The sequence below is a fragment of the Nocardia sp. FDAARGOS_372 genome, from assembly GCF_002554515.1.
GTDB lineage: Bacteria > Actinomycetota > Actinomycetes > Mycobacteriales > Mycobacteriaceae > Nocardia > Nocardia farcinica.
Genome location: NZ_PDDW01000001.1, coordinates 1,093,928 through 1,112,598, shown reverse-complemented (window position 1 = coordinate 1,112,598; position 18,671 = coordinate 1,093,928). Strand labels below are relative to the sequence as shown.

Annotated in this window: 20 protein-coding genes; 9 read left to right on the top strand and 11 right to left on the bottom strand. The window is 72.2% G+C overall.

What is annotated here, in order from left to right:
• The first annotated feature begins 57 nt into the window (after nt 1-57).
• Nucleotides 58-1,215, top strand: a complete 1,158-nt coding sequence (locus tag CRM89_RS05665) for a methyltransferase (protein ID WP_098083404.1) — start codon at nt 58-60, stop codon at nt 1,213-1,215.
• 12 nt (nt 1,216-1,227) lie between these two features.
• Here CRM89_RS05665 and CRM89_RS05660 read toward each other — a convergent pair whose 3' ends face one another.
• Together CRM89_RS05660 and CRM89_RS05655 are read right to left on the bottom strand one after the other, a co-directional pair.
• On the bottom strand, nt 1,228-2,910 hold the full coding sequence (locus CRM89_RS05660; RefSeq protein WP_098083403.1) for an ABC transporter ATP-binding protein: 1,683 nt from the start codon (nt 2,908-2,910) through the stop codon (nt 1,228-1,230).
• A gap of 116 nt (nt 2,911-3,026) precedes the next feature.
• Complete coding sequence (locus tag CRM89_RS05655) at nt 3,027-4,520, bottom strand: MFS transporter (RefSeq protein WP_098083402.1); 1,494 nt, start codon at nt 4,518-4,520, stop codon at nt 3,027-3,029.
• Between the two features lie 107 nt (nt 4,521-4,627).
• Here CRM89_RS05655 and CRM89_RS05650 point away from each other — a divergent pair, with 107 nt between their 5' ends.
• Nucleotides 4,628-5,302: a TetR/AcrR family transcriptional regulator gene (locus CRM89_RS05650; RefSeq protein ID WP_098083401.1), complete on the top strand. Its 675-nt coding sequence runs from the start codon at nt 4,628-4,630 to the stop codon at nt 5,300-5,302.
• On the opposite strand, the gene CRM89_RS05645 is transcribed toward CRM89_RS05650, so the two are convergent.
• The gene (locus tag CRM89_RS05645) at nt 5,299-5,961 is read right to left on the bottom strand and encodes an O-methyltransferase (RefSeq protein ID WP_098083400.1); all 663 of its coding nucleotides are present in this window, start codon (nt 5,959-5,961) and stop codon (nt 5,299-5,301) included. The genes CRM89_RS05650 and CRM89_RS05645 overlap by 4 nt on opposite strands.
• A gap of 121 nt (nt 5,962-6,082) precedes the next feature.
• Here CRM89_RS05645 and CRM89_RS05640 point away from each other — a divergent pair, with 121 nt between their 5' ends.
• Entirely contained in the window at nt 6,083-6,919 is an 837-nt protein-coding gene (locus CRM89_RS05640; RefSeq protein WP_098083399.1) for an SGNH/GDSL hydrolase family protein, read from the top strand.
• A 20-nt stretch (nt 6,920-6,939) separates the two neighbouring features.
• Here CRM89_RS05640 and CRM89_RS05635 read toward each other — a convergent pair whose 3' ends face one another.
• From CRM89_RS05635 to CRM89_RS05625, 3 genes are all read right to left on the bottom strand, one after another.
• Nucleotides 6,940-7,935, bottom strand: a complete 996-nt coding sequence (locus tag CRM89_RS05635; RefSeq protein WP_098083398.1) for a WXG100 family type VII secretion target — start codon at nt 7,933-7,935, stop codon at nt 6,940-6,942.
• Nucleotides 7,936-7,938: 3 nt separating this feature from the next.
• Nucleotides 7,939-8,274, bottom strand: a complete 336-nt coding sequence (locus CRM89_RS05630) for a hypothetical protein (RefSeq protein WP_011209061.1) — start codon at nt 8,272-8,274, stop codon at nt 7,939-7,941.
• An 88-nt stretch (nt 8,275-8,362) separates the two neighbouring features.
• Nucleotides 8,363-8,959: a YbaB/EbfC family nucleoid-associated protein gene (locus CRM89_RS05625; RefSeq protein ID WP_127516067.1), complete on the bottom strand. Its 597-nt coding sequence runs from the start codon at nt 8,957-8,959 to the stop codon at nt 8,363-8,365.
• Between the two features lie 218 nt (nt 8,960-9,177).
• On the opposite strand from CRM89_RS05625, the gene CRM89_RS05620 reads away from it, so the two are divergent.
• The gene (locus CRM89_RS05620) at nt 9,178-9,960 is read left to right on the top strand and encodes a VOC family protein (protein ID WP_011209059.1); all 783 of its coding nucleotides are present in this window, start codon (nt 9,178-9,180) and stop codon (nt 9,958-9,960) included.
• A 67-nt stretch (nt 9,961-10,027) separates the two neighbouring features.
• Here the strand turns inward: CRM89_RS05620 and CRM89_RS05615 are convergent, their stop codons facing one another.
• The 5 genes from CRM89_RS05615 to CRM89_RS05595 all read right to left on the bottom strand — a co-directional run bounded on the left by CRM89_RS05615 (nt 10,028) and on the right by CRM89_RS05595 (nt 13,862).
• Nucleotides 10,028-11,749 carry an urease subunit alpha gene (locus CRM89_RS05615; RefSeq protein WP_011209058.1) on the bottom strand — a complete coding sequence of 574 codons (1,722 nt, stop codon included), beginning with the start codon at nt 11,747-11,749 and terminating at the stop codon, nt 10,028-10,030.
• A complete protein-coding gene (locus CRM89_RS05610) occupies nt 11,746-12,072 on the bottom strand; it encodes an urease subunit beta (RefSeq protein WP_060591610.1) in 327 nt (108 codons plus the stop codon). Before CRM89_RS05610 ends, CRM89_RS05615 begins: the two co-directional genes overlap by 4 nt.
• Nucleotides 12,073-12,079: 7 nt before the next feature.
• A complete protein-coding gene (locus CRM89_RS05605; RefSeq protein ID WP_011209056.1) occupies nt 12,080-12,382 on the bottom strand; it encodes an urease subunit gamma in 303 nt (100 codons plus the stop codon).
• A gap of 86 nt (nt 12,383-12,468) precedes the next feature.
• Nucleotides 12,469-12,915: a PaaI family thioesterase gene (locus CRM89_RS05600; protein WP_011209055.1), complete on the bottom strand. Its 447-nt coding sequence runs from the start codon at nt 12,913-12,915 to the stop codon at nt 12,469-12,471.
• 236 nt (nt 12,916-13,151) lie between these two features.
• Nucleotides 13,152-13,862 carry a hypothetical protein gene (locus CRM89_RS05595; RefSeq protein ID WP_098083396.1) on the bottom strand — a complete coding sequence of 237 codons (711 nt, stop codon included), beginning with the start codon at nt 13,860-13,862 and terminating at the stop codon, nt 13,152-13,154.
• Between the two features lie 107 nt (nt 13,863-13,969).
• On the opposite strand from CRM89_RS05595, the gene CRM89_RS05590 reads away from it, so the two are divergent.
• From CRM89_RS05590 to CRM89_RS05570, 5 genes are all read left to right on the top strand, one after another.
• Nucleotides 13,970-15,016 (top strand): iron ABC transporter permease, encoded by a 1,047-nt coding sequence (locus tag CRM89_RS05590; RefSeq protein WP_011209053.1) that lies wholly within the window; start codon nt 13,970-13,972, stop codon nt 15,014-15,016.
• Nucleotides 15,013-16,116: an iron chelate uptake ABC transporter family permease subunit gene (locus CRM89_RS05585; protein ID WP_060591615.1), complete on the top strand. Its 1,104-nt coding sequence runs from the start codon at nt 15,013-15,015 to the stop codon at nt 16,114-16,116. The genes CRM89_RS05590 and CRM89_RS05585 overlap by 4 nt, the downstream gene beginning before the upstream one ends.
• Nucleotides 16,113-16,952: an ABC transporter ATP-binding protein gene (locus CRM89_RS05580; RefSeq protein ID WP_060591617.1), complete on the top strand. Its 840-nt coding sequence runs from the start codon at nt 16,113-16,115 to the stop codon at nt 16,950-16,952. Before CRM89_RS05585 ends, CRM89_RS05580 begins: the two co-directional genes overlap by 4 nt.
• A gap of 128 nt (nt 16,953-17,080) precedes the next feature.
• A complete protein-coding gene (locus tag CRM89_RS05575) occupies nt 17,081-17,473 on the top strand; it encodes a BlaI/MecI/CopY family transcriptional regulator (RefSeq protein WP_041560102.1) in 393 nt (130 codons plus the stop codon).
• 96 nt (nt 17,474-17,569) lie between these two features.
• Nucleotides 17,570-18,511, top strand: coding sequence for a M56 family metallopeptidase (locus tag CRM89_RS05570; RefSeq protein ID WP_011209049.1), 942 nt, complete (start codon nt 17,570-17,572; stop codon nt 18,509-18,511).
• The last annotated feature ends 160 nt before the right edge of the window (nt 18,512-18,671 follow it).

The window sequence follows — 18,671 nt, the reverse complement described above, 5'->3', positions numbered from 1 at the left end:
GCTCCCCCTCGAAGCGTCGTCGGCCACGACCACCCACGACCTTCCCGGGAGCATCACATGTCCACGATCAGCTGGACCGAGCACGGAACGCGACGAACCGGTCGCTGGCACTCCGAGAACGGCACGCCGCCGCCCGCCCGCGTCGTCGTCGCCGACGACCGCACGTCGGCGGCCGCGGCGCTGCGCCTCGCGCGTTCGGGCACCGCCCTGCTGTGGCGCGGCGATTTCCACAACGCCGGTAACCTGTTGCGCGCCATGGGGCGTCGACTCCCGGCACCCGCGCACGCGACACCCGATGACCTCGGCGCCCACTTCCACGCCCACCGCCGGGCACGCGCGCGCCGCGCCGCGCTCCTGGGGAAGGTCGTGGTCGCGGTGGAGCGCGACCACTCGGTCCGGCTCCGCCGGGCACCCGATGTGCGGGCCGCCTGTCGGCATGCCTACGGTCATCTCGCCGGCGAGCCGGGCGCGGCCACCGACACCCCGACCGTGGTCTCGCTCCCGGAACTGCTCGGCGTCGTCGGCGCCTATCAGTGGCACGACCGAGGCATCGACATCCCCGCCCTCGGGGCCCGCATCCACCCCGCCTACGGCGTCTTCGCGCCCACCCGCGGCGAGTACATCGACCTCGTCGCCCGTTCGCCCCTGCCGCCCGGCGTCGACCACCCCGTCGTCTTCGACATCGGCACCGGCACCGGGGTACTCGCGGCCGTTCTCGCCCAGCGCGGCGCCGCCGACGTGCGGGCCACCGACCTCAACCCGCGCGCGGTGCGGTGTGCGCGGTCCAACCTGCACCGACTCGGCCTCGACGATCGCGTGCACGTCACCGAAGCCGATCTGTGGCCCGCCGTCCCGGCGCACGCCGACCTGATCGTGTGCAATCCACCCTGGCTCCCCGGGCATCCGACCTCGGCGCTGGAACTCGGCGTCTACGACCCCGGCTCGGCCGTGCTCGACCGCTTCCTCACCGGACTGGCCGACCACCTGACCCCGCAGGGCGAAGGCTGGCTGATCCTGTCCGACCTCGCCGAACGTCTCGGCCTGCGTCCCCCCGACGAGCTCCGGGCGCGCATCGCCGCCGCGGGTCTCACCGTCGTCGGGCGTGCCGAGACGGCGCCGCGCCACCCCCGCAGCACCGACCGCGCCGACCCGTTCCACGCCGCTCGTTCCCGCGAGCGCACCGTGCTCTGGCGGCTGCGGCCCGCGACGCCCTGAGCAGCACGGACGTCACCGCGGCAGTGCCGGTTCGGCCACCGGCGCGCCGCAGCGGATGACGTGGTCGCCGTCGCGGACGAGCCCGGTGCGATGGGTGACCGCGACGATGGTCATCTCTCGGCCCGCGGCGCGCAGGCGCTCGAAGATGCTGCGCTCGGTTTGTTCGTCGAGCGCCGAACTCGGCTCGTCCAGCAGGAGCAGCCGGGGTGCGCCGATCAGGGCGCGGGCCAGCGCCAGGCGTTGGCGTTCGCCGCCGCTGAGCAGGCTCCCGCGTTCCCCGATGCGGTAGTCCAAGCCACCGTCGAGCTCGGCCAGCCACCCGCCGCCCAATTCCACCGCGCGCAACGCCTCGAGGACTTCGGCGTCTGTGCCGGGCCTGCCGAACAGGACATTGTCGCGGAGGCTGGCATTCATCATCATCGGATCCTGCGGCACGTACCCGACCAGGCGCCAGTAGTCCTCGAGGTCGAGGTCGGCGAGTTCGGCACCGGCCACGCGCACGGAACCGGTGTAGCCGGGATGGGTGCCGAGCAGGATGCCCAGGAGCGTCGACTTGCCGGCCCCGGACGGCCCGACCACGAAGGTGAGGCGCCCCGGTTCGATCGCCGCGCGCACTCCCGCCACCGTCGGCGCGGCGTCGGATCGGTACCGGTAACCGACGTCGTCCAGGACGATGTCGAAGGCACGATCACGGGGCACCCGCGCCCGGCCGACCCGCGGAACCGGTGCGTGCGCGTCCAGCAGATCCTGCAGCGGCGCCGCCATGCTCCTGGCCACCGCGAATTCCCGCAGCGCGGTCGCGATCAACTCGAACGGGCGGTTCAACTGGCTCAGGACCATGACGAGCACGACCACCTGCGCCAGCTGCGCGGTGCCCTCGCGCCACAGCAGCAGCCCGAACACCGCGACGTATTGCACCACGATCAGCACACCCTGCAGCGCGCCGAATCCGACCCGGCGACGGTAGAAGTCCGTCCACCCCTGCCGGGATCGCCGGAAGTACCGGTCGTTGGCCGCCACGACCCAGTCGATGCCGCGGAACACCCGCAGCGACACCAGATTCGTGAGAACGTTGCCGAGCAGGTTCGACGCTTCGTCGCTGTTGTGCTGGGCGCGCTTCAGATACGCGCTGGTGACCTTGTTGGCGCGCAGGGTCAGCCACACGCTCGCCGCGCCGTAGCCGACGACCGCGGCACCGATCGTCCAGTCGACATAGCCGCCGATCACCAGGAACGACAGCGCGACGTCGAAGAGCCCGCCGAGGAAGGCCATCAGCAGGATCTGCACGAGCATCTTGTTGGACCGATGGAAACTCGCGACCACGCTCGCGATGCGCGCCGGGTTGTTGGCCACGGCCAGCGAGCCGTCGGCGCCCAGGAGGCTGCGCAGCACCGTACCGTCGGCCGTCGTGGCCACCCGCTGCTCGACCGCATTCGCCAGCACCATGCGGACGTCGTACAGGAACCGGGCGGCGGCGACCGCCACGGCATAGGCGGCCAGCGCGGCCGCCACCGTCGTGGCCGGGCGGTCCGGCCGCTGGACGATACCGGCGAGGATCAGCGGCGAGGCGATCGCACACGTCGAGCCGAGGGCGGTCACCGCCACGAAGGCGGCGACCCGCGAGCGCGCCGCCCCGAGCCCGGCCAGCACGACCCCGCGTTGCACCGGTGACATCAGCGCGCCCGCACCGCGCATCCAGCTCTCCCCTCCCCGAAGGTCGCCGTCCCGGGCACCGCTCGACGGCGGGTCGGACAGCTGCCGACCGAGGCAGGTCTACCACGGCCCACCGACACCCGGCGCCCCCGCCGGGGTCAGCTCTCGCCCACCCGCCCGCGCCCGGTGCTCACCCACGCGATCACCGCCATCGCCGTCAGGACGGCCGCGCCGACCCCGGTCGCGACGTGCATGCCGGTGACGAACGACTCACGGGCGGCGTGGATCACCGCGTCGTTGCCCGCGGCGTGCTGCACCGTCTCCCCGAGGGTGTCGCCGAAGTCGCCGCCGGAGCGGAAGACCAGGGCGGCCAGGGAACCGAGAAGGGCCAGGCCCAGGGCGTTGCCGAGCTCGAAGCTGGTCTCGGAGATACCGACGGCCGACCCGGCCCGTTCCGGCGGCACCGAGGAGACGGCGACATCGGAGACGAGCGTGAAGGCCAGGCCATAGCCGACGCCCGCGATGGTGGAGCCCGCCACGTACCAGCCGACGCCGCCGTCCACGCCGACCCCGAGCACCATGAGGTTGCCCACCGCGGCGGCCAGCAGGGCGATGACGAACGTGGCGCGCACGCCGAGCACGTGGCCCACCCGCGCACCGCCCATGGAGAAGACGAAGACCGCGATCGCCATCGGGATGCCGAGCAGTGCCGCCGCCAGCGGGTCGCGCCCGGTGACCGACTGCAGGTACACGCTGGTCAGGTAGCTCAGCGCGGCCAGCGACATCATGCCGGCCAGGCTGGAGCCGATCGCCACGCGGAACTGCGGGCGACGGAACAGGTCCAGATCGAGAAGCGGCTCGTCGAGCACGCGCTGGCGGCGGGCGAACAGCACCAGCACGACGGCGCCGAGCAGGCCGATCAGCACCGCCTCGAGATCCACCCCTTCGGCGGCGGCGTGCTTGACCGCGTAGACCACCGGCAGGATGCCGCCGATGGACAGCGCGACGCTGGGCAGGTCGAGCGGACCCAGTTCCCGGGAGCGGTGCTCGGGCAGCACCAGCGGGCCGAGCGCGAGCAACACCAGCAGCACCGGGGCGTTGATGAGGAACACCGAACCCCACCAGAAATGGTGCAGCAGCAGCCCGCCGATGATCGGGCCGACCGCCGACCCGCCCGCGAAGAAGGCCGTCCACACGCCGATGGCGGCGGCACGCTCGCGCGCGTCGGCGAACAGGGTGGAGATCAGCGCCAGGCTCGACGGCAGCAACGTCGCACCGCCGATGCCCATCAGGGCGCGAGCGGCGATCAGCACGGCGGCGCTGGGCGCGAAGGCGGCCAGCACCGAACCGACACCGAAAACCGCGGCGCCCGCCAGCAGGATGTTGCGGCGGCCGATCCGGTCGCCGAGATTGCCCATCGTGATGAGCAGGCCGGCGATCAGGAAGCCGTAGATGTCGAGGATCCAGAGCTGTTGCGTGGCCGACGGATCCAGGTCGGTGGTGAGCGTCGGCAGCGCGAGGAACAGCACCGAGACGTCCATCGACACCAGCAGCACCGGCAGCAGCAGGACGGCCAACCCCAGCCAGGCCCGTCGCGAGCCGACCGTGGGCGCCGCCGCATCCACGGGCGGCTGCGCCTGCACCTGAGTCATGGCTGCGCCCCTGTCATATCCGAATCCTCTCCCATCTCGCGTACACCGTACGCCCGGCCGGGGTACAGTGTACGCACACGGGCTCCCGAGGGGAAGTGAGTGATGGGATGACCGAGCCGAAGCTCAGCCGGGAGGCGATCGTCGACGCCGCGATCGCCCTCGCCGACGAGGACGGCCTGGACGCGCTGTCCATGCGGCGCATCGCCGACCGGATGGGGGTGGGTGCGATGTCGCTGTACCGGCACGTCGCCGGCAAGGACGAGCTGATCGCGGCCATGACCGACGAGGTCGCCGGCCGCTACCCCTATCCGTCGGCGGCCGGTCGCGGCTGGACGTGGCGCGACCGCGTCCGCATCGCCGCCGAGGTGGACTGGCAGCTCTACCAGCAGCACCCGTGGGTGCTGCTGACCTTCGCCATGCCCCGGTACAGTTTCGGCCCGCAGAGCCTGAGCTGCCTGGGCTGGCTGGTGGAGGGCTTCCGCGAGCTGGGGGTGAGCACCCGGGAGGCGATGCGGATGACGTTCACGGTATGGAACTACATCTCCGGCGCGACCCTGCCGCACATCAGCGAGGCGCTGCTGCTGCGCCAGGACGCGGGGGCCGAAACGGGCAACGGGTTGCGCGCGCTGCTCCAGGGCGAGCCGATCGGCGAACCGCCCGCCGCACTCGCCGATCTGCTCGGCGCGGGCACGGACGACCTCACCCAGGAACAGTTGCTCTACGCCGGCCTGGAGGCGCTGTGCGACGGCTTCGCCGCCCGGGTGGCGGCGCGCACCGGCTAGTCGACCACGGCGAAGGCGAAGCCGTCCCAGCCCTTCGCGCCCACCGTCTGGAGCACGGTGGCGTCCAGGCGCGGGTCCTGGTCCAGCAGTTCGACGAGCTCGCGGCTGGCGTGCACGGCCGAATCGGTGGAGGCCTCGTCGATCAGCGCGCCGTGGCGCACGACGTTGTCGACCACGATCACGGTGCCCGGCCTGCCCAGCCGCACCGCCCAGTCGACGTAGTTCGGGTTGTTCTCCTTGTCGGCGTCGATGAACACGAGGTCGAACGGCTCGGGCCGCTCCTGCGCCAGCGCGGGCAGCGTCTCCATCGCCGCGCCGACGCGGATCTCCACCCGCCCGGCGACGCCGGCGCGCGCCAGGTTCTCGCCCGCGACCCGGGCGTGCCGCTCCTGGTACTCGAGGGTGACGACGCGCCCCTGCTCGCCGACCGCGCGGGCCAGCCACAAGGTGCTGAAGCCGCCCAGTGTCCCGATCTCGAGCACCCGCCGCACGCCCAGGGACTTGCCGAGCAGATACAGGAACTTGGCCTGGGCGGCCGAGACGTCGATGGGCGGCAGGCCCGCCGCCGCGTTGGCCTCGAGCGTCGCCGTCGACGCGGGGTCGCGCACCAGGTGCGATACCAGGTAGCCGTCCACATCCGCCCAGTCAGCTGTCGTCATATCAGCAGTCTGCCATCGCGGGCCGCCGGAATCGGCTCCGCCCGCGGAGCGGGCACGGTAGCGTGCAAACCGGAACCAATGCGTCTCAGATTGACGCCTCCTCGACGAAGCGGAGTTCACCATGCCCCTCGGTCACCGTCTCGCCGCCGCGGCGGCGGGCCTGCTCGCCCTGCCCGGCGTCCTGCTCCCCGGCGCCACCGCCGCACCCACGGACGGCGGCGCGGAGTATGTGGCACTGGGTGATTCGGGTGCGGCGACGACCGGGGTGCGCGACCTCGACCTCGGCGCGCCACTGCTGTGTGCCCGCTCGACCGCCGACACGCCGAAGCTCGTCGCCGCCGAACTGGGCCTGCGGCTGGACGACCGCACCTGCAGTTCGGCCAAGATCGACCACCTGTCCATCTCCCAGGGCCCGGGCATCGCTCCGCAATTCGACGCCCTCGGCCCGGCGACCCGGCTCGTCACCGTGCACATCGGCGCCAACGACACCGGCATGACCTCGTATGTGGTCGGCTGCCACCTGGCCGGACTCGGCATGGGCGCGTGCACCACCGACGGCTGGGACGCCGCGATCGACGGCATCGCCGACGAGTATTCCGCCGCGCTGGAACGGATTTCGCAGCTCGCGCCGAACGCCCGGGTGATCGTGGACGGCTGGCCGACCTATGTCCGGCCCGGTGGTTGCCCCGAGCTCGTCGGCCTGCGTCCCGAGGACGCGGTACTCGTGCAGCGCGCCTTCGACCGGCTCAACGCGGTCGTCGCCCGCGCCGCCGCCGAGCACGGGGCCGACTACGTCGACACCCGCGGCCCGTCCGAGGGTCGTGACATGTGCGCGCCCGCGGGGGTGCGGTGGTTCGACCCGGTACTGGCGACCGAGACCCTGCTCCCCTACCACCCGACTCCGCAGGGCATGCGCGGCGTGGCCGACCTGATCGTCGCGGCGGTGCGGGCGCGCTGACCCGACCCGCCGCGAGATCTTCACGCCTGCGCCGCGGCCGCCTGCACCTCGACCACCCCCACCAGCATCTTCGTCACGTCGTCGGCGAGCGCCGCGATATCGAACAGCACCGTCGCCAGCTGTGTCAGCATCCGCGAGACGCTCATCGTCGCGGTCGAGATCTCGAACACCGCGCGGGCGATCAGGCCCGGGGAGGCGCTGCCCGCGCTGGCGATCAGGATCGCCGCGATCTCGACGAGCACCCCGGCGAGGCTGTTGAGGATCTCGGTGATGATGCCGCGCACACCGTCGACCACGTCGGCCATCTTCTGGTTGACCGTGCTCAGCACGTCGGCCAGGCCCGCCTGGGTGATCAGGTCGGCGGTCAGCTCGTCGACCTTGGCGCGATACGCGTCGGCGGTCGCCCCGACCCAGCCTGCCGTGCGGGTGGCGCAGTCCCGCTGCCAGTCGGCCGCGACCCCCGCCAACTCCTGCGAGATCTTCGCCCACGAGGACGAATACGCCTTCACCATGTCGGGATTGCCCGCCAGCGAATCCAGCGACTTGCGCAACGGCTCGACGTGTTCGAGCATCCAGCCCATCAGCTGGCCGCCCAGATAGTTGAACGGGTCGAACTTCGCCAGCGGGATGCCGCGCAGGCAGTTCTTCGCCATGTCGGCGATCTCGACGGCGTCGGCGGCGACACCCCACGCCTTGAGCGCCGCGCCGTACAGGTTGCGGCCGGAATCCTGGCCCTGCAACGCCGCCCACGCGTTGTGCAGGCCCTCGAAGGTGTCACCGACGACGGTGCCCTTGAGGATCTGCGCATCGGGATCGGTCTCGCCCACCTGGCCTTTCGGCACGCCGACCTTGGTGAGGAACGGGACGTCCTCCTGGTAGTACTCGTTGCGGAAGTCGGCCTTGTCCTCGATGAGGTCGTTGCCCTCGGGGGCGGCCGGGTCGTCGAAGGTGCTCGGGAAGCCGGGAAGGACGGCCTCCTCGTTGAGGAACTTGCCGACCTGGTTCTCGTAGGACATCCCTCACCCCTGCCGGTCGATCTGCTCGCCCTGCTGGGCGAGCTGCTTGGCGCGCTCTTCTTCGAGTGCCTGGAACTGGTCGGCGGCGATGCACAGCTTGGGCGGAATCGCCCCGGTCTCCTCGACCAGCACCCGCAACCGCTCGGAGATCCGGTCGTGCAGCGGATTCAGGATCGACCGGGCGTAGGGGCCGACGAGCAGGCCGTAGCCGTCGTCGACGTGGCCGAGATAGTCGGCGGCCTCGCGCGCCTTCGGCACGCCCTCGATCGTCTCCGTCACCGTGGCAGCGTGCGCGCGCAGCACACCGACCTCGATGTTCACGCCTTCGGCACTGGTCATCTCGCCTCCGCCTCTCGTCCGTCTCCCCCGGCCTCATCTGTCTCTGACGCGGCGGGACCGGATTCGGTTCCGCCGGACCGCCGCCGATCTATTCCAGCCAGGAGCGGCGCCGGTAGTAGAGGTCGTCGGCGTCGGGCTCGGCGGGCGCGACCGTCCGGTCCCGGTCCGGTTTACGGGTGCCCGGGGTGGTCGGCGGCGGTGTGTAGGCCGCCGGCGGCGTGGGATCGGCGGGCACCGGCGGGTCGACGTGCAGTGCCGGGTCGATGTGCACTGCCGGGTCGGCATGCGCGGCGGGGTCGGCCTGCGGCGCGGCGGGCACCGGGTCGGGGAATCGTTCGGCGTACTGCGCGAGGATGGCCTGGCCTGCCCCGTCCTGGCCGACCAGGTCGTGGACCAGCTCGCCGACCTGCCTGCGCAGCCGGGCCTGTGCCCGGTGCGTGCACGCCATGAGCTCGGCGGCGACGGCGGCCGGGTCCATTCCGCGGGTGCCTGGTGCGAGTTCGATGCCGGTGGTCACCCCGTCGGCGTCGACGGTGACGGCGATCCTGCCGTCCGCGCTCCGCTCGGTCACCGAGATCGCCCGCATCCGGCCCTGCAGGTCCTGGTAGCGCTGCGCGGTGCGCTCCAGGTTCTCGGCCCACCGGGCCAGCTCGTCGGCGGCCTGATTCGCATCGTTGCCGAGCACGGCGTCCCCTTCCACGCGTGGCCGCCCGCGGGCGGCGTCCGGTCACCGGGGCGTCGCCTGCCGACTCCCCCGTTTCGTCGGCGGGCACCTTACCCACCGCCGCCGTGGCCGGGCGATGCCGGGCGGGTCGGAACGGCTCGTCGCGGTACCGATGAATTCGCCTGGGCGGTCCCGTCACTACGGTTGTATCCGATCCTCCGACTCTCCAGGAGACACAGATGACGCAGTCCGGTTTCGCCACGGGTGCACCCTGCTGGTTCGACGTGACGTCCCCCGACATTCCGGCCACCGCCGCCTTCTACAGCGAGCTGTTCGGCTGGAAGGCCGACGATCTCGGGCCCGAGGCCGGGCACTACACGATCCTCAGCCAGGACGGCGCGCCGGTCGCGGGCATCGCGCCCGCGACCGCGCCCGACGGCAGCACCGCCCCGCCCATGTGGACGACCTACTTCGCCGTCCCCGACGCCGAGGCCACGGTGCGCGCCGCGCGCGAGGCGGGCGCGCAGGTGTACCTGGAGCCGACCGACGTGTTCGGACAGCTGACCTTCGCGGTCCTCGGCGATCCGGCGGGCGCGATGTACGCCGTGGCCCAGCTCGTCACCCATCCCGGCACGGCCCGCTGGGCCGAGGTGAACAACCCCTGCTGGGTGGAGTACGCCGCGACCGGCGCCCCGGCCGACGCGATGGCGCACTACGCGCGCGTGCTCGGCTGGCGCCACCAGACCGCCGCGTGGGAGACCGACACCGTCGCCCCCTACCAGGCGCTCGCGCCGGGCGCGGGTGGCCGCGAGTTCGGCGGCGCCCACGCGGCCACCGAGGGTGAGCCCGCGCCGTCCTGGTCGGTCACCCTGCGGGTCGAGGACTGCGACGCGCTCGCCGAACGTGCGGTCGCACTCGGCGGTTCGGTGGTGACCGCCGCCGCGGACATGCCCGGCCCGTCGCGGGTGGGCGCGCTGGCCGACCCCGCGGGCGCGACGTTCGCGACGATGTCGTTCGGCTGAACGGCGGCATCCGGCCGACCGACGGCAGCGTCGCGCCGATCACCGGTGCCGGTCGGCGCGACGTGGGTCAGAACAGGAAATACCGTTGCGCCATCGGCAGTTCGGTGGCGGGCTGTTCGGCCCACACCTCGCCGTCGACCCGTACGGTGAAGGTGTCCGGGTCGACCTCGATGCGCGGCATGGCGTCGTTGAGCGGCATGTCGGTTTTGGTGAGCCGGCGAACGTCCTTGACCGCGACCAGCTTCCGCCGCACCGCCAGCCGCTCGGCGAGTCCGTCGGCCAGGGCATGCTCGGAGACGAAATGCAGCGACGTGGCGGCCGCGACGGGTGCGGCGGCGCCGAACATCGGGCGCGGCAGCACCGGCTGCGGCGTCGGGATGGAGGCGTTGGCGTCACCCATGGCGGCCCAGGCGATCGCGCCGCCCTTGAGCACCGCGTGCGGGCGCACCCCGAAGAAGGCGGGGTCCCACAGCACCAGGTCGGCCAGTTTGCCCACCTCCACCGACCCGATCTCGGCGTCCAGGCCGTGCGCCACGGCCGGGCAGATCGTGTACTTGGCGATGTAGCGGCGCACCCGCGCGTTGTCGGCGGCGCCGTCGCCGGGCAGCGCGCCGCGGCGGCGTTTCATCACGTGCGCGGTCTGCCAGGTGCGCATCACCACCTCGCCGATGCGGCCCATCGCCTGCGAGTCGCTGCCGATCATCGAGATGGCGCCCAGGTCGTGCAGCAGATCCTCGGCGGCGATGGTCGAGGGCCGGATGCGGCTCTCGGCGAAGGCCAGGTCCTCGGGGATGGACGGGCTCAGGTGATGGCACACCATGAGCATGTCCAGGTGCTCGTCGAGCGTGTTGACGGTATGCGGGCGGGTCGGATTGGTGGAACTCGGCAACACGTTGGGATGCGCGGCCACCGTGATGATGTCGGGCGCGTGGCCACCGCCCGCGCCCTCGGTGTGGTAGGCGTGGATGCCGCGCCCGGCGATGGCGGCGAGGGTGTCCTCGACGAAACCGGCCTCGTTCAAGGTGTCCGAGTGCAGCGCGACCTGCACTCCGGAGGCGTCGGCGACCCGTAGGCAGGCGTCGATCGCCGCGGGCGTGGAGCCCCAGTCCTCGTGCAGCTTGAAACCGGAAGCGCCCGCGCGCAACTGCTCCCACATGGCGGCTTCGCTGACGGTGTTGCCCTTGCCGAGCAGCGCGATGTTCAGCGGCCAGTGGTCGGTGGCCTCGAGCATCCGGGCCAGGTGCCAGGCGCCGGGCGTCACGGTGGTGGCCTTGCTGCCCTCGGCCGGGCCGGTGCCGCCGCCGATGAGGGTGGTGATGCCGCCGCCGAGCGCCTCGTCCATCAGCTGCGGGCAGATGAAGTGCACGTGACAGTCGATGGCGCCCGCGGTGAGGATGCGCCCGTTGCCGGCGATGATCTCCGTCGAGGGGCCGACCACGAGGTCGGGGTGCACACCGGACATGGTGTCGGGATTGCCGGCTTTGCCGATGCCGCAGATGCGACCGTCGCGGATGCCGATGTCGGCCTTGACGATTCCCCAGTGGTCGACGATGACGGCACCGGTGATGACGGTGTCCGGCGCGCCGTCGGCGCGGGTGGCACGCGACTGCCCCATGGACTCGCGCAGCACCTTGCCGCCGCCGAAGACGGCTTCGTCGCCGGCCAGCCCGGGTCCACCGCTGCGATCCTCGGTGATCTCGATCAGCAGGTCGGTGTCGGCCAACCGGATCCGGTCGCCGGTGGTGGGGCCGAACAGTTCGGCGTAGCGGGCCCGGCTCAGTTCGGTCACTGTTCTCCCTCGGGGTCGTCCAGCTTGCCGGGCGGGTTCGGCCCGATCCCGTACACCTCCCTGGTACCGGCCAGCGGCACCAGCGAAACCCGCTGCGCCAGGCCCGGTTCGAAGCGCACGGCGGTGCCGGCCGGAATGTCGAGCCGGCAGCCGTGGGCGGCCGCACGGTCGAAGTCGAGCGCGGCGTTGGCCTGCGGGAAGTGCACGTGGCTGCCGACCTGCACGGGCCGGTCGCCGGTGTTGACCACGTCGAGTGCGATGCGTTCGCGGTCGGGGTTGATCTCGATCACCCCGTCGGCGCAGAGGTATTCGCCCGGAATCACGACGGGCTCACGCGATCGGCTGGTGGACGGTGACGAGCTTGGTGCCGTCGGGGAAGGTGGCCTCGACCTGGACGTCGTGGATCATCTCCGGTACGCCGGTCATCACGTCGTCGCGGGTGAGCACGGTGCGGCCCGAGGCCATCAGCTCGGCCACGCTGCGCCCGTCCCGCGCGCCCTCGAGGACGTGGTCGGTGATGAGCGCGACCGCCTCGGGGTGATTGAGTTTGAGGCCGCGGGCCTGCCTGCGCCGCGCCAGCTCGGCGGCGTAGCTCAGCAGCAGGCGTTCCTGCTCGTGCGGCGACAGGCGCATCCGGGCTCCTCACCGGGTCGGCGGACGGGTGACGGTCATTCTGGCACGGTCACCGCGGTGCCGCCGGTCGAGCGCACCCGGTGTGGTCAGTCCCGCTTGGGCAGGTTCTGCAGGCGGACCTGGCCGCGCGCGACCACGCGCTCCTGCTCGTCGGTGATGACCACCTGCCACAACTGCTGGAGTCGGCCGCGGTGCAGCGGGGTGGCCTCGCCGCGCAGCAGGCCCTCGCGGACCGCGCGCAGGAAGTCGGTGTTGTTGTTGACGCCGACGACGGTGCCCTGGTCGCCGTACCAGACGCTGCCCGCCACGCTGGCCAGTGTCTCGATCACGGTGCAGTAGACGCCGCCGTTGACGATGCCCGCCGGCTGGAACAGGTGCGGCTGCACATCGAATTCGCCGCGCACCCGGTCCGGGCCGAGTTCGGTGTAGCGCAGGCCGAGCAGGTCGGCGAAGGTGCCCTGCTCGAATTCGTTCAGCATCTCCGGTGTCACGCCGGCCAGCGACTGGACCGGGGGCGTCTGCTGTTGCGTCATGCGTTCCACCTTTACACCTCACCGGACCGGGCGGTACGGGCGGGCCGCCGGAAGGGCGGCGAACGAAAAAGCGGCGGGCCCCATGGTGGTGGGGCCCGCCGCGGCAACGGATCGGGGGTCACTGCAGCCCTCAGGACTCTCGCTCGATCCTCACGCCGGGATTTACTATAGGACAGGCTTACCTAACTTGCAAGAGCGTCGAGGTCTCCCGTGTCGAATTCCGGCGTCCGCCCCGCTCAGCCCAGCAGGCAAGCACTGCGGCGGACCGGCAACCCCCGCTCCTCGAGTGCCGCCAGCAGTCCCTGCCCGCGGCGCGCCCCCAGCACCGAATCGGTGCGCGCCAGATCCGGCACGTAGGTGGCGGCGCCGACCACCGATTCGCCCACCAGCGACCAGAATCGGCGCGCGCTCAGCCCCGAACAGCGCGACAGCCCGTGGTGCACCAGCGCCAGCGACGCCTCGCAGCGGTGCGCCAGCCACACCGACATCGCCCGCTCGCACGGGAATCCGACGACGCCGTGCGCGCCGACCAGCGGGTCGTCGTCGAGGACGCGGATCGTGGTGTCCTCCAGGCCCGCCCAGTCGATGCCGCCGTCGTTGTCGTTGTGCACCCACAGGTTCTCCGGGCCGGGATCCCAGGCGCGGCCCTCCATCACCAGCAGCGCGGCCACCCGGCCGACGACGGCGTGGATGAGCGCGGTCGCGACCACCTCGGCGGCGACCTCGGCGTTGGTCATCTCGGCGGCGTGGCGCCGGTACATCAGCTCGATGCGGCCCTCGCGCAACCCCTCCGAGAGTTTCCACCAGCGGCGGCGGCCGTGTTCGGCGACGGCGGCCACGGCGTAGACGCGCGGATGGTCCGGCTGCAGCGCGCGCAGCCGGGAACAGGCACGCCCGAACACCGGGTCGGCGTAACGATCGGGAATGCTGGTCACGGGCTCGGTCATCGAACCTCCTCGGGTCGGCTCCGCGATGGAGTCGGAGCGGGAAGATAGGTTAGGCTTACCAGACCTGAACCCCTGGCACCAGATCGAGGCAGGAGCACGTCGTCGCCGTGACAACCCTTGGCACCGTGCGGCGACGACGCCGCGTCGGCCTGCTGGCCCTGCTCGCGCTGCTGGCGCTGGCCGCCCTGGCCAGCGTCGCCCTCGGCGCGCGCGCCATCGCACCCGGCACCGTCTACGAGGCGGTCGCGCACGCGCTGGGGTGCGCGGACGGGCCGTTCACCTGCCCGGCCGCCTCCACCACCGAGGAAATCGTGCGCGGCCTGCGGATTCCGCGCACGGCACTGGCACTCGTCGCGGGCCTGGCCCTCGGCGCCACCGGTGCTCTCATCCAGGGCTACACCCGCAACCCGCTCGCCGACGCGGGCCTGCTCGGCCTCAATTCCGGCGCCGCGTTCCTCGCGGCACTGAGCGTGTACCTGTTCGCCTTCACCGACCCCGAGCAGTACATCTGGTTCGCGATGGCCGGCGCGCTGCTGGCCGGGCTCGCGGTGTTCGGCGCGTCCTCGCTCGGCGGCGGCAAGGCCAGTCCGCTGAGCCTGGTGCTGGCCGGCGCCGCGATGACGGCCTTCCTCCAGGCGATGACGCAGGCGGTGGTGCTGTTCGACGCGACCGCGCTGGACACCTACCGGTTCTGGGTGGTCGGCACGGTCGCCGGGCGCGATGCCGCGGTGTTCTGGCAGGTGCTGCCGTTCATCGCGGTGGGCGCGGTCCTGGCGACGGCGGCGGCGCCCGGCCTGAACCTGCTCGGTCTCGGCGACGATGTCGCACGCGGACTCGGCATGAACATCGCCCGCAGCCGGGCGCTCGGCTTCACCGCGGTCGTGCTGCTGTGCGGCGCGGCGACCTCGGCGGTCGGGCCGATCGCGTTCCTGGGGCTGGTCGTCCCGCACATCGCGCGAGCCTTCACCGGGCCGGACCACCGCTGGCTCATCCCCTATTCCGCGTTGCTCGGCGCGGTGTTGCTGCTGTGCGCCGATACGCTGGGCCGGATCGTCGCACGGCCGGGCGAGTTGCAGGTGGGCGTGATGCTGGCGGTCGTCGGCGCGCCCTACTTCATCGCCCTGGTGCGCCGCAGGAAGTTGGTGAGCCTGTGAACGTCACGGTGCAGGACCCCGACACCGCGCTCCGGCGGGTGCGGCCCGCGCTGCGGGTCGGGCCCGTCTCGCTGGTGCTGCGGCCGCGGATGATCGCGATCGTGGCGGTGCTGGCCGCGCTGGCGTTCCTGCTGTTCTGCTGCGACATCGCCTTCGGCGACACCACCATTCCGCTCGGCCGCGTGCTGGACGTGCTCGGCGGCGGGGGCACCCGCTCGCAGCGGTTCATCGTGCTGGAGTCGCGGCTGCCCCGCGCGCTCACCGCGCTGGTGATCGGCGCGGCGCTGGCGCTGGCCGGCGCGATCACCCAGTCGATCCTGCACAACCCGCTGGCCAGCCCGGACCTGCTCGGCATCACCACCGGCGCGAGCCTCGGCGCGGTCGCGGTGCTGGTCGGCACCGGCGGCGCCACCGGGTTGGCCGCGACGGTCGGCGCCCCGCTGGCCGCCCTGGTCGGCGGGATCGGCACGGCCGTGCTCATCTATCTGCTGGCCTGGGGCCGCACTCCGGGCGGCGAGGCAGGCACCACCGGACTGCGCTTCGTGCTCATCGGCATCGGCGTCAACGCGCTGCTCGGCGCCGGGGTGAGCTGGCTGGTCGCGCAGGCAAAACCGGAGGACGCCGCCCGCGCGCAGCAGTGGCTGACCGGCACGCTCAACGGCGCCGACCACGACCGCCTGCTCCCCGCGGCGGTCGCACTGGCCGTGGTCACGCTCGTCGCGCTGGCCTCGGCCCGCACGCTGGCGGCGATGCGGATGGGCACCGACACCACCCGCATCCTGGGTGTGCGCATCCAGACCCAGCAGGCGATCCTCGTCGGCGCGGCCGTCGTGGCCGCCTCGGTGGCCACCGCGGCCGTCGGGCCGGTCGCCTTCGTCGCGCTCGCGGCACCGCAGATCGCCCGCGGCCTGTTGCGCACCGCCGGTGAACCGCTGATCGGGTCGGCGGTGGTGGGTGCCATCCTGGTGGTCGGGGCGGACGTGGCCGCGCGCACCCTGTTCCCCGTCGACCTGCCGGTGGGCATCGTCACCGCCGGTGCGGGCGGGCCGTTCCTGCTCTACCTGCTCGTGCGCATGAATCGGAAGGCGACCCTGACATGACCGTCACCACCACCGGTGCCGCCGCGCACCAGCTCGGCGCCCAGGGCATCCGCCTCGGCTACGGCGATCGCGTCATCGTCGACGGGCTCAGCCTGGACATCGCGCCGGGCGTGGTCACCACCGTCATCGGCCCGAACGGGTGCGGCAAGTCCACCCTGCTGCGTTCGCTGGGCAGGCTGCTGCGCCCGAGCGCCGGCCAGGTGCTGCTGGACGGCAAGGCGATCTCGTCGATGAAGACCAAGGACGTCGCCCGCATCGTCGGCATGCTGCCGCAGACCCCGGTCGCGCCCGAGGGCCTCACCGTCGCCGACCTGGTCGCCCGCGGCAGGCATCCGCACCAGTCCTGGCTGCGGCAGTGGTCGGCCGACGACGAGACCGAGGTGTTGGCCGCGCTGGAACAGACCGGCATCGCCGACCTGGCCGACCGGCCGCTGGACGAACTGTCCGGCGGCCAGCGCCAGCGCGCCTGGATCTCCATGGCGCTGGCCCAGGGCACCGACATCCTGCTGCTGGACGAGCCGACCACCTACCTCGACCTGGCGCATTCGCTCGAGGTGCTCGACCTGGTCGACCGGTTGCACGACGAACTCGGCCGCACCGTCGTCATGGTGCTGCACGACCTGAATCTGGCCATCCGCTACAGCGACCGGCTCGTGGTCATGCACGACGGGCGCATCGTGGCCCAGGGCAGTCCGGGCGACATCATCACCGCCGAGCTGCTGCGCGAGGTGTTCACCCTCGACGCCTCGGTGCTCGAGGACCCGGTCTCCGGACGGCCGATGATCGTGCCGATCGGCACCCGGCACGTCCGCCCCGGCGCCGCCCGCCCCGCCTGACCGGGAGGTCGCCGGGGCCGTTCCAGGCCACAGCGGGGCGGTCGGTATGAGCAATACCACACCAGCAATCGGACAGTTACGACAGGGTGTAGTACGCGTTCGTGTCGTTGAGTCCGTAAACTTGGGGAATGGCAGGTCTTGGTGAACTCGAGAAGGCGGTCATGGACCAGTTGTGGTCCAGTGACGAACCGCAAACCGTCCGGCAGGTGCACGAGGCGCTGGCCGCACGCCGGGAACTCGCGTACACCACGGTGATGACCGTGCTGCAACGGCTGGCGAAGAAGAACCTCGTGGTCCAGCGCCGCGACGATCGCGCCCACCGGTACGCCCCCGTGCACACCCGCGACGAACTCGTCGCCAGCCTGATGGTGGACGCGCTGCAACAGGCCGAGGAGGCGGGCAGCCGCGCCGCCGCGCTCGTGCACTTCGTGGAACAGGTCGGCCCCGACGAGGCCGACGCGCTGCGTGAGGCGCTGGCCAAGCTCGAGGCCGCCGAGGGCACCTCACCGCCGGGCGAGTAGCACGGCAGGCCGCCCAGTAGTATGGGGGCGGCTTCGTGCCCCGGGGCGCACAACGCCGTGAGCCCTCGGCCCCCCACAACGCAGTGAGCTGAGTCGATGAACGCAACCGCGCCGGTCTTCGCCGGTCTCGCTTTGCTTCTCGCGGGGCCCGCCCCCGCGCTGCTCAGTCGCGCCAAGTGGCCGTATCGCACGCCGCGCGCGGCGCTGGTCCTCTGGCAGGCCATCGCGCTGGCCGCGGTCCTGAGCGCGTTCGGGTCGGGTCTGGCGATCGCCGCCGAACTGCTCGTCCCCGGCCCCGACGGGCGGCCAACCACCTCCCCCACCCGGGAGATCGACGCGCTCGGCTTTCCGCTGTGGCTGGCCTACGTCGTCGTCTTCGCGCTCACGCTGCTCGTCGGCGCGCGCCTGATCTTCTCCATCGTGCGGGTCGGCGTGCACACCCGCAGACGGCGGGCCAAGCACCGCATGCTGGTCGACCTGCTCGACCAGAGCGGGCCGCGCAGGCGCGCGCACGACATCCGCGTGCTGGCGGCCACCGAACCGATCGCCTACTGCCTGCCCGGCCTGCGCCAGCGGGTGGTGCTCAGTGAGGGCACGCTGACGAATCTGGCCGACCCGGAGGTCACCGCGATCGTCAGCCACGAGCGCTCGCACCTGCGCGCCCGCCACGATCTCGTGCTCGAGGCGTTCACCGCCGTGCACGAGGCGTTCCCGCGGGTGGTGCGCAGCAAGGCGGCGCTGGGATCGGTGAAACTGCTCATCGAACTGCTCGCCGACGATTCCGCGGTCAAGGTCACCGGTCCGGCGCCGCTGGCCCGCGCGCTGGTCGCCTGCGCGAAATCCACTGCGCCGCAAGGGGCGCTGGCCGCCGGCGGGCCGACCACACTGATCCGCGTGCAGCGGCTGGGCCAGGGTGGCAGTGGCGATGTGCGCATCGCCACAGCCGCGTATCTCGGTTCGATCGCCATCCTGGTGGTGCCGACGCTGGCTGTCGCGGTACCGTGGTTGGTCGAACTCAGTCGGCTGTTCAACAGCTGAGCGTTTCCCGCTGAGCCGACAGCCGTTCCCCACCGAGCGGACTCCACCGCCCGAGTACGAACGTTTCCTCCACCGCGAGCAGGCCCCGGTTCTCCGCAGGGCAGCGCGCGGGCGCACCCTCCGCAGCGACGATCGCGACGGTCCGGCGCGCACGGGCCGC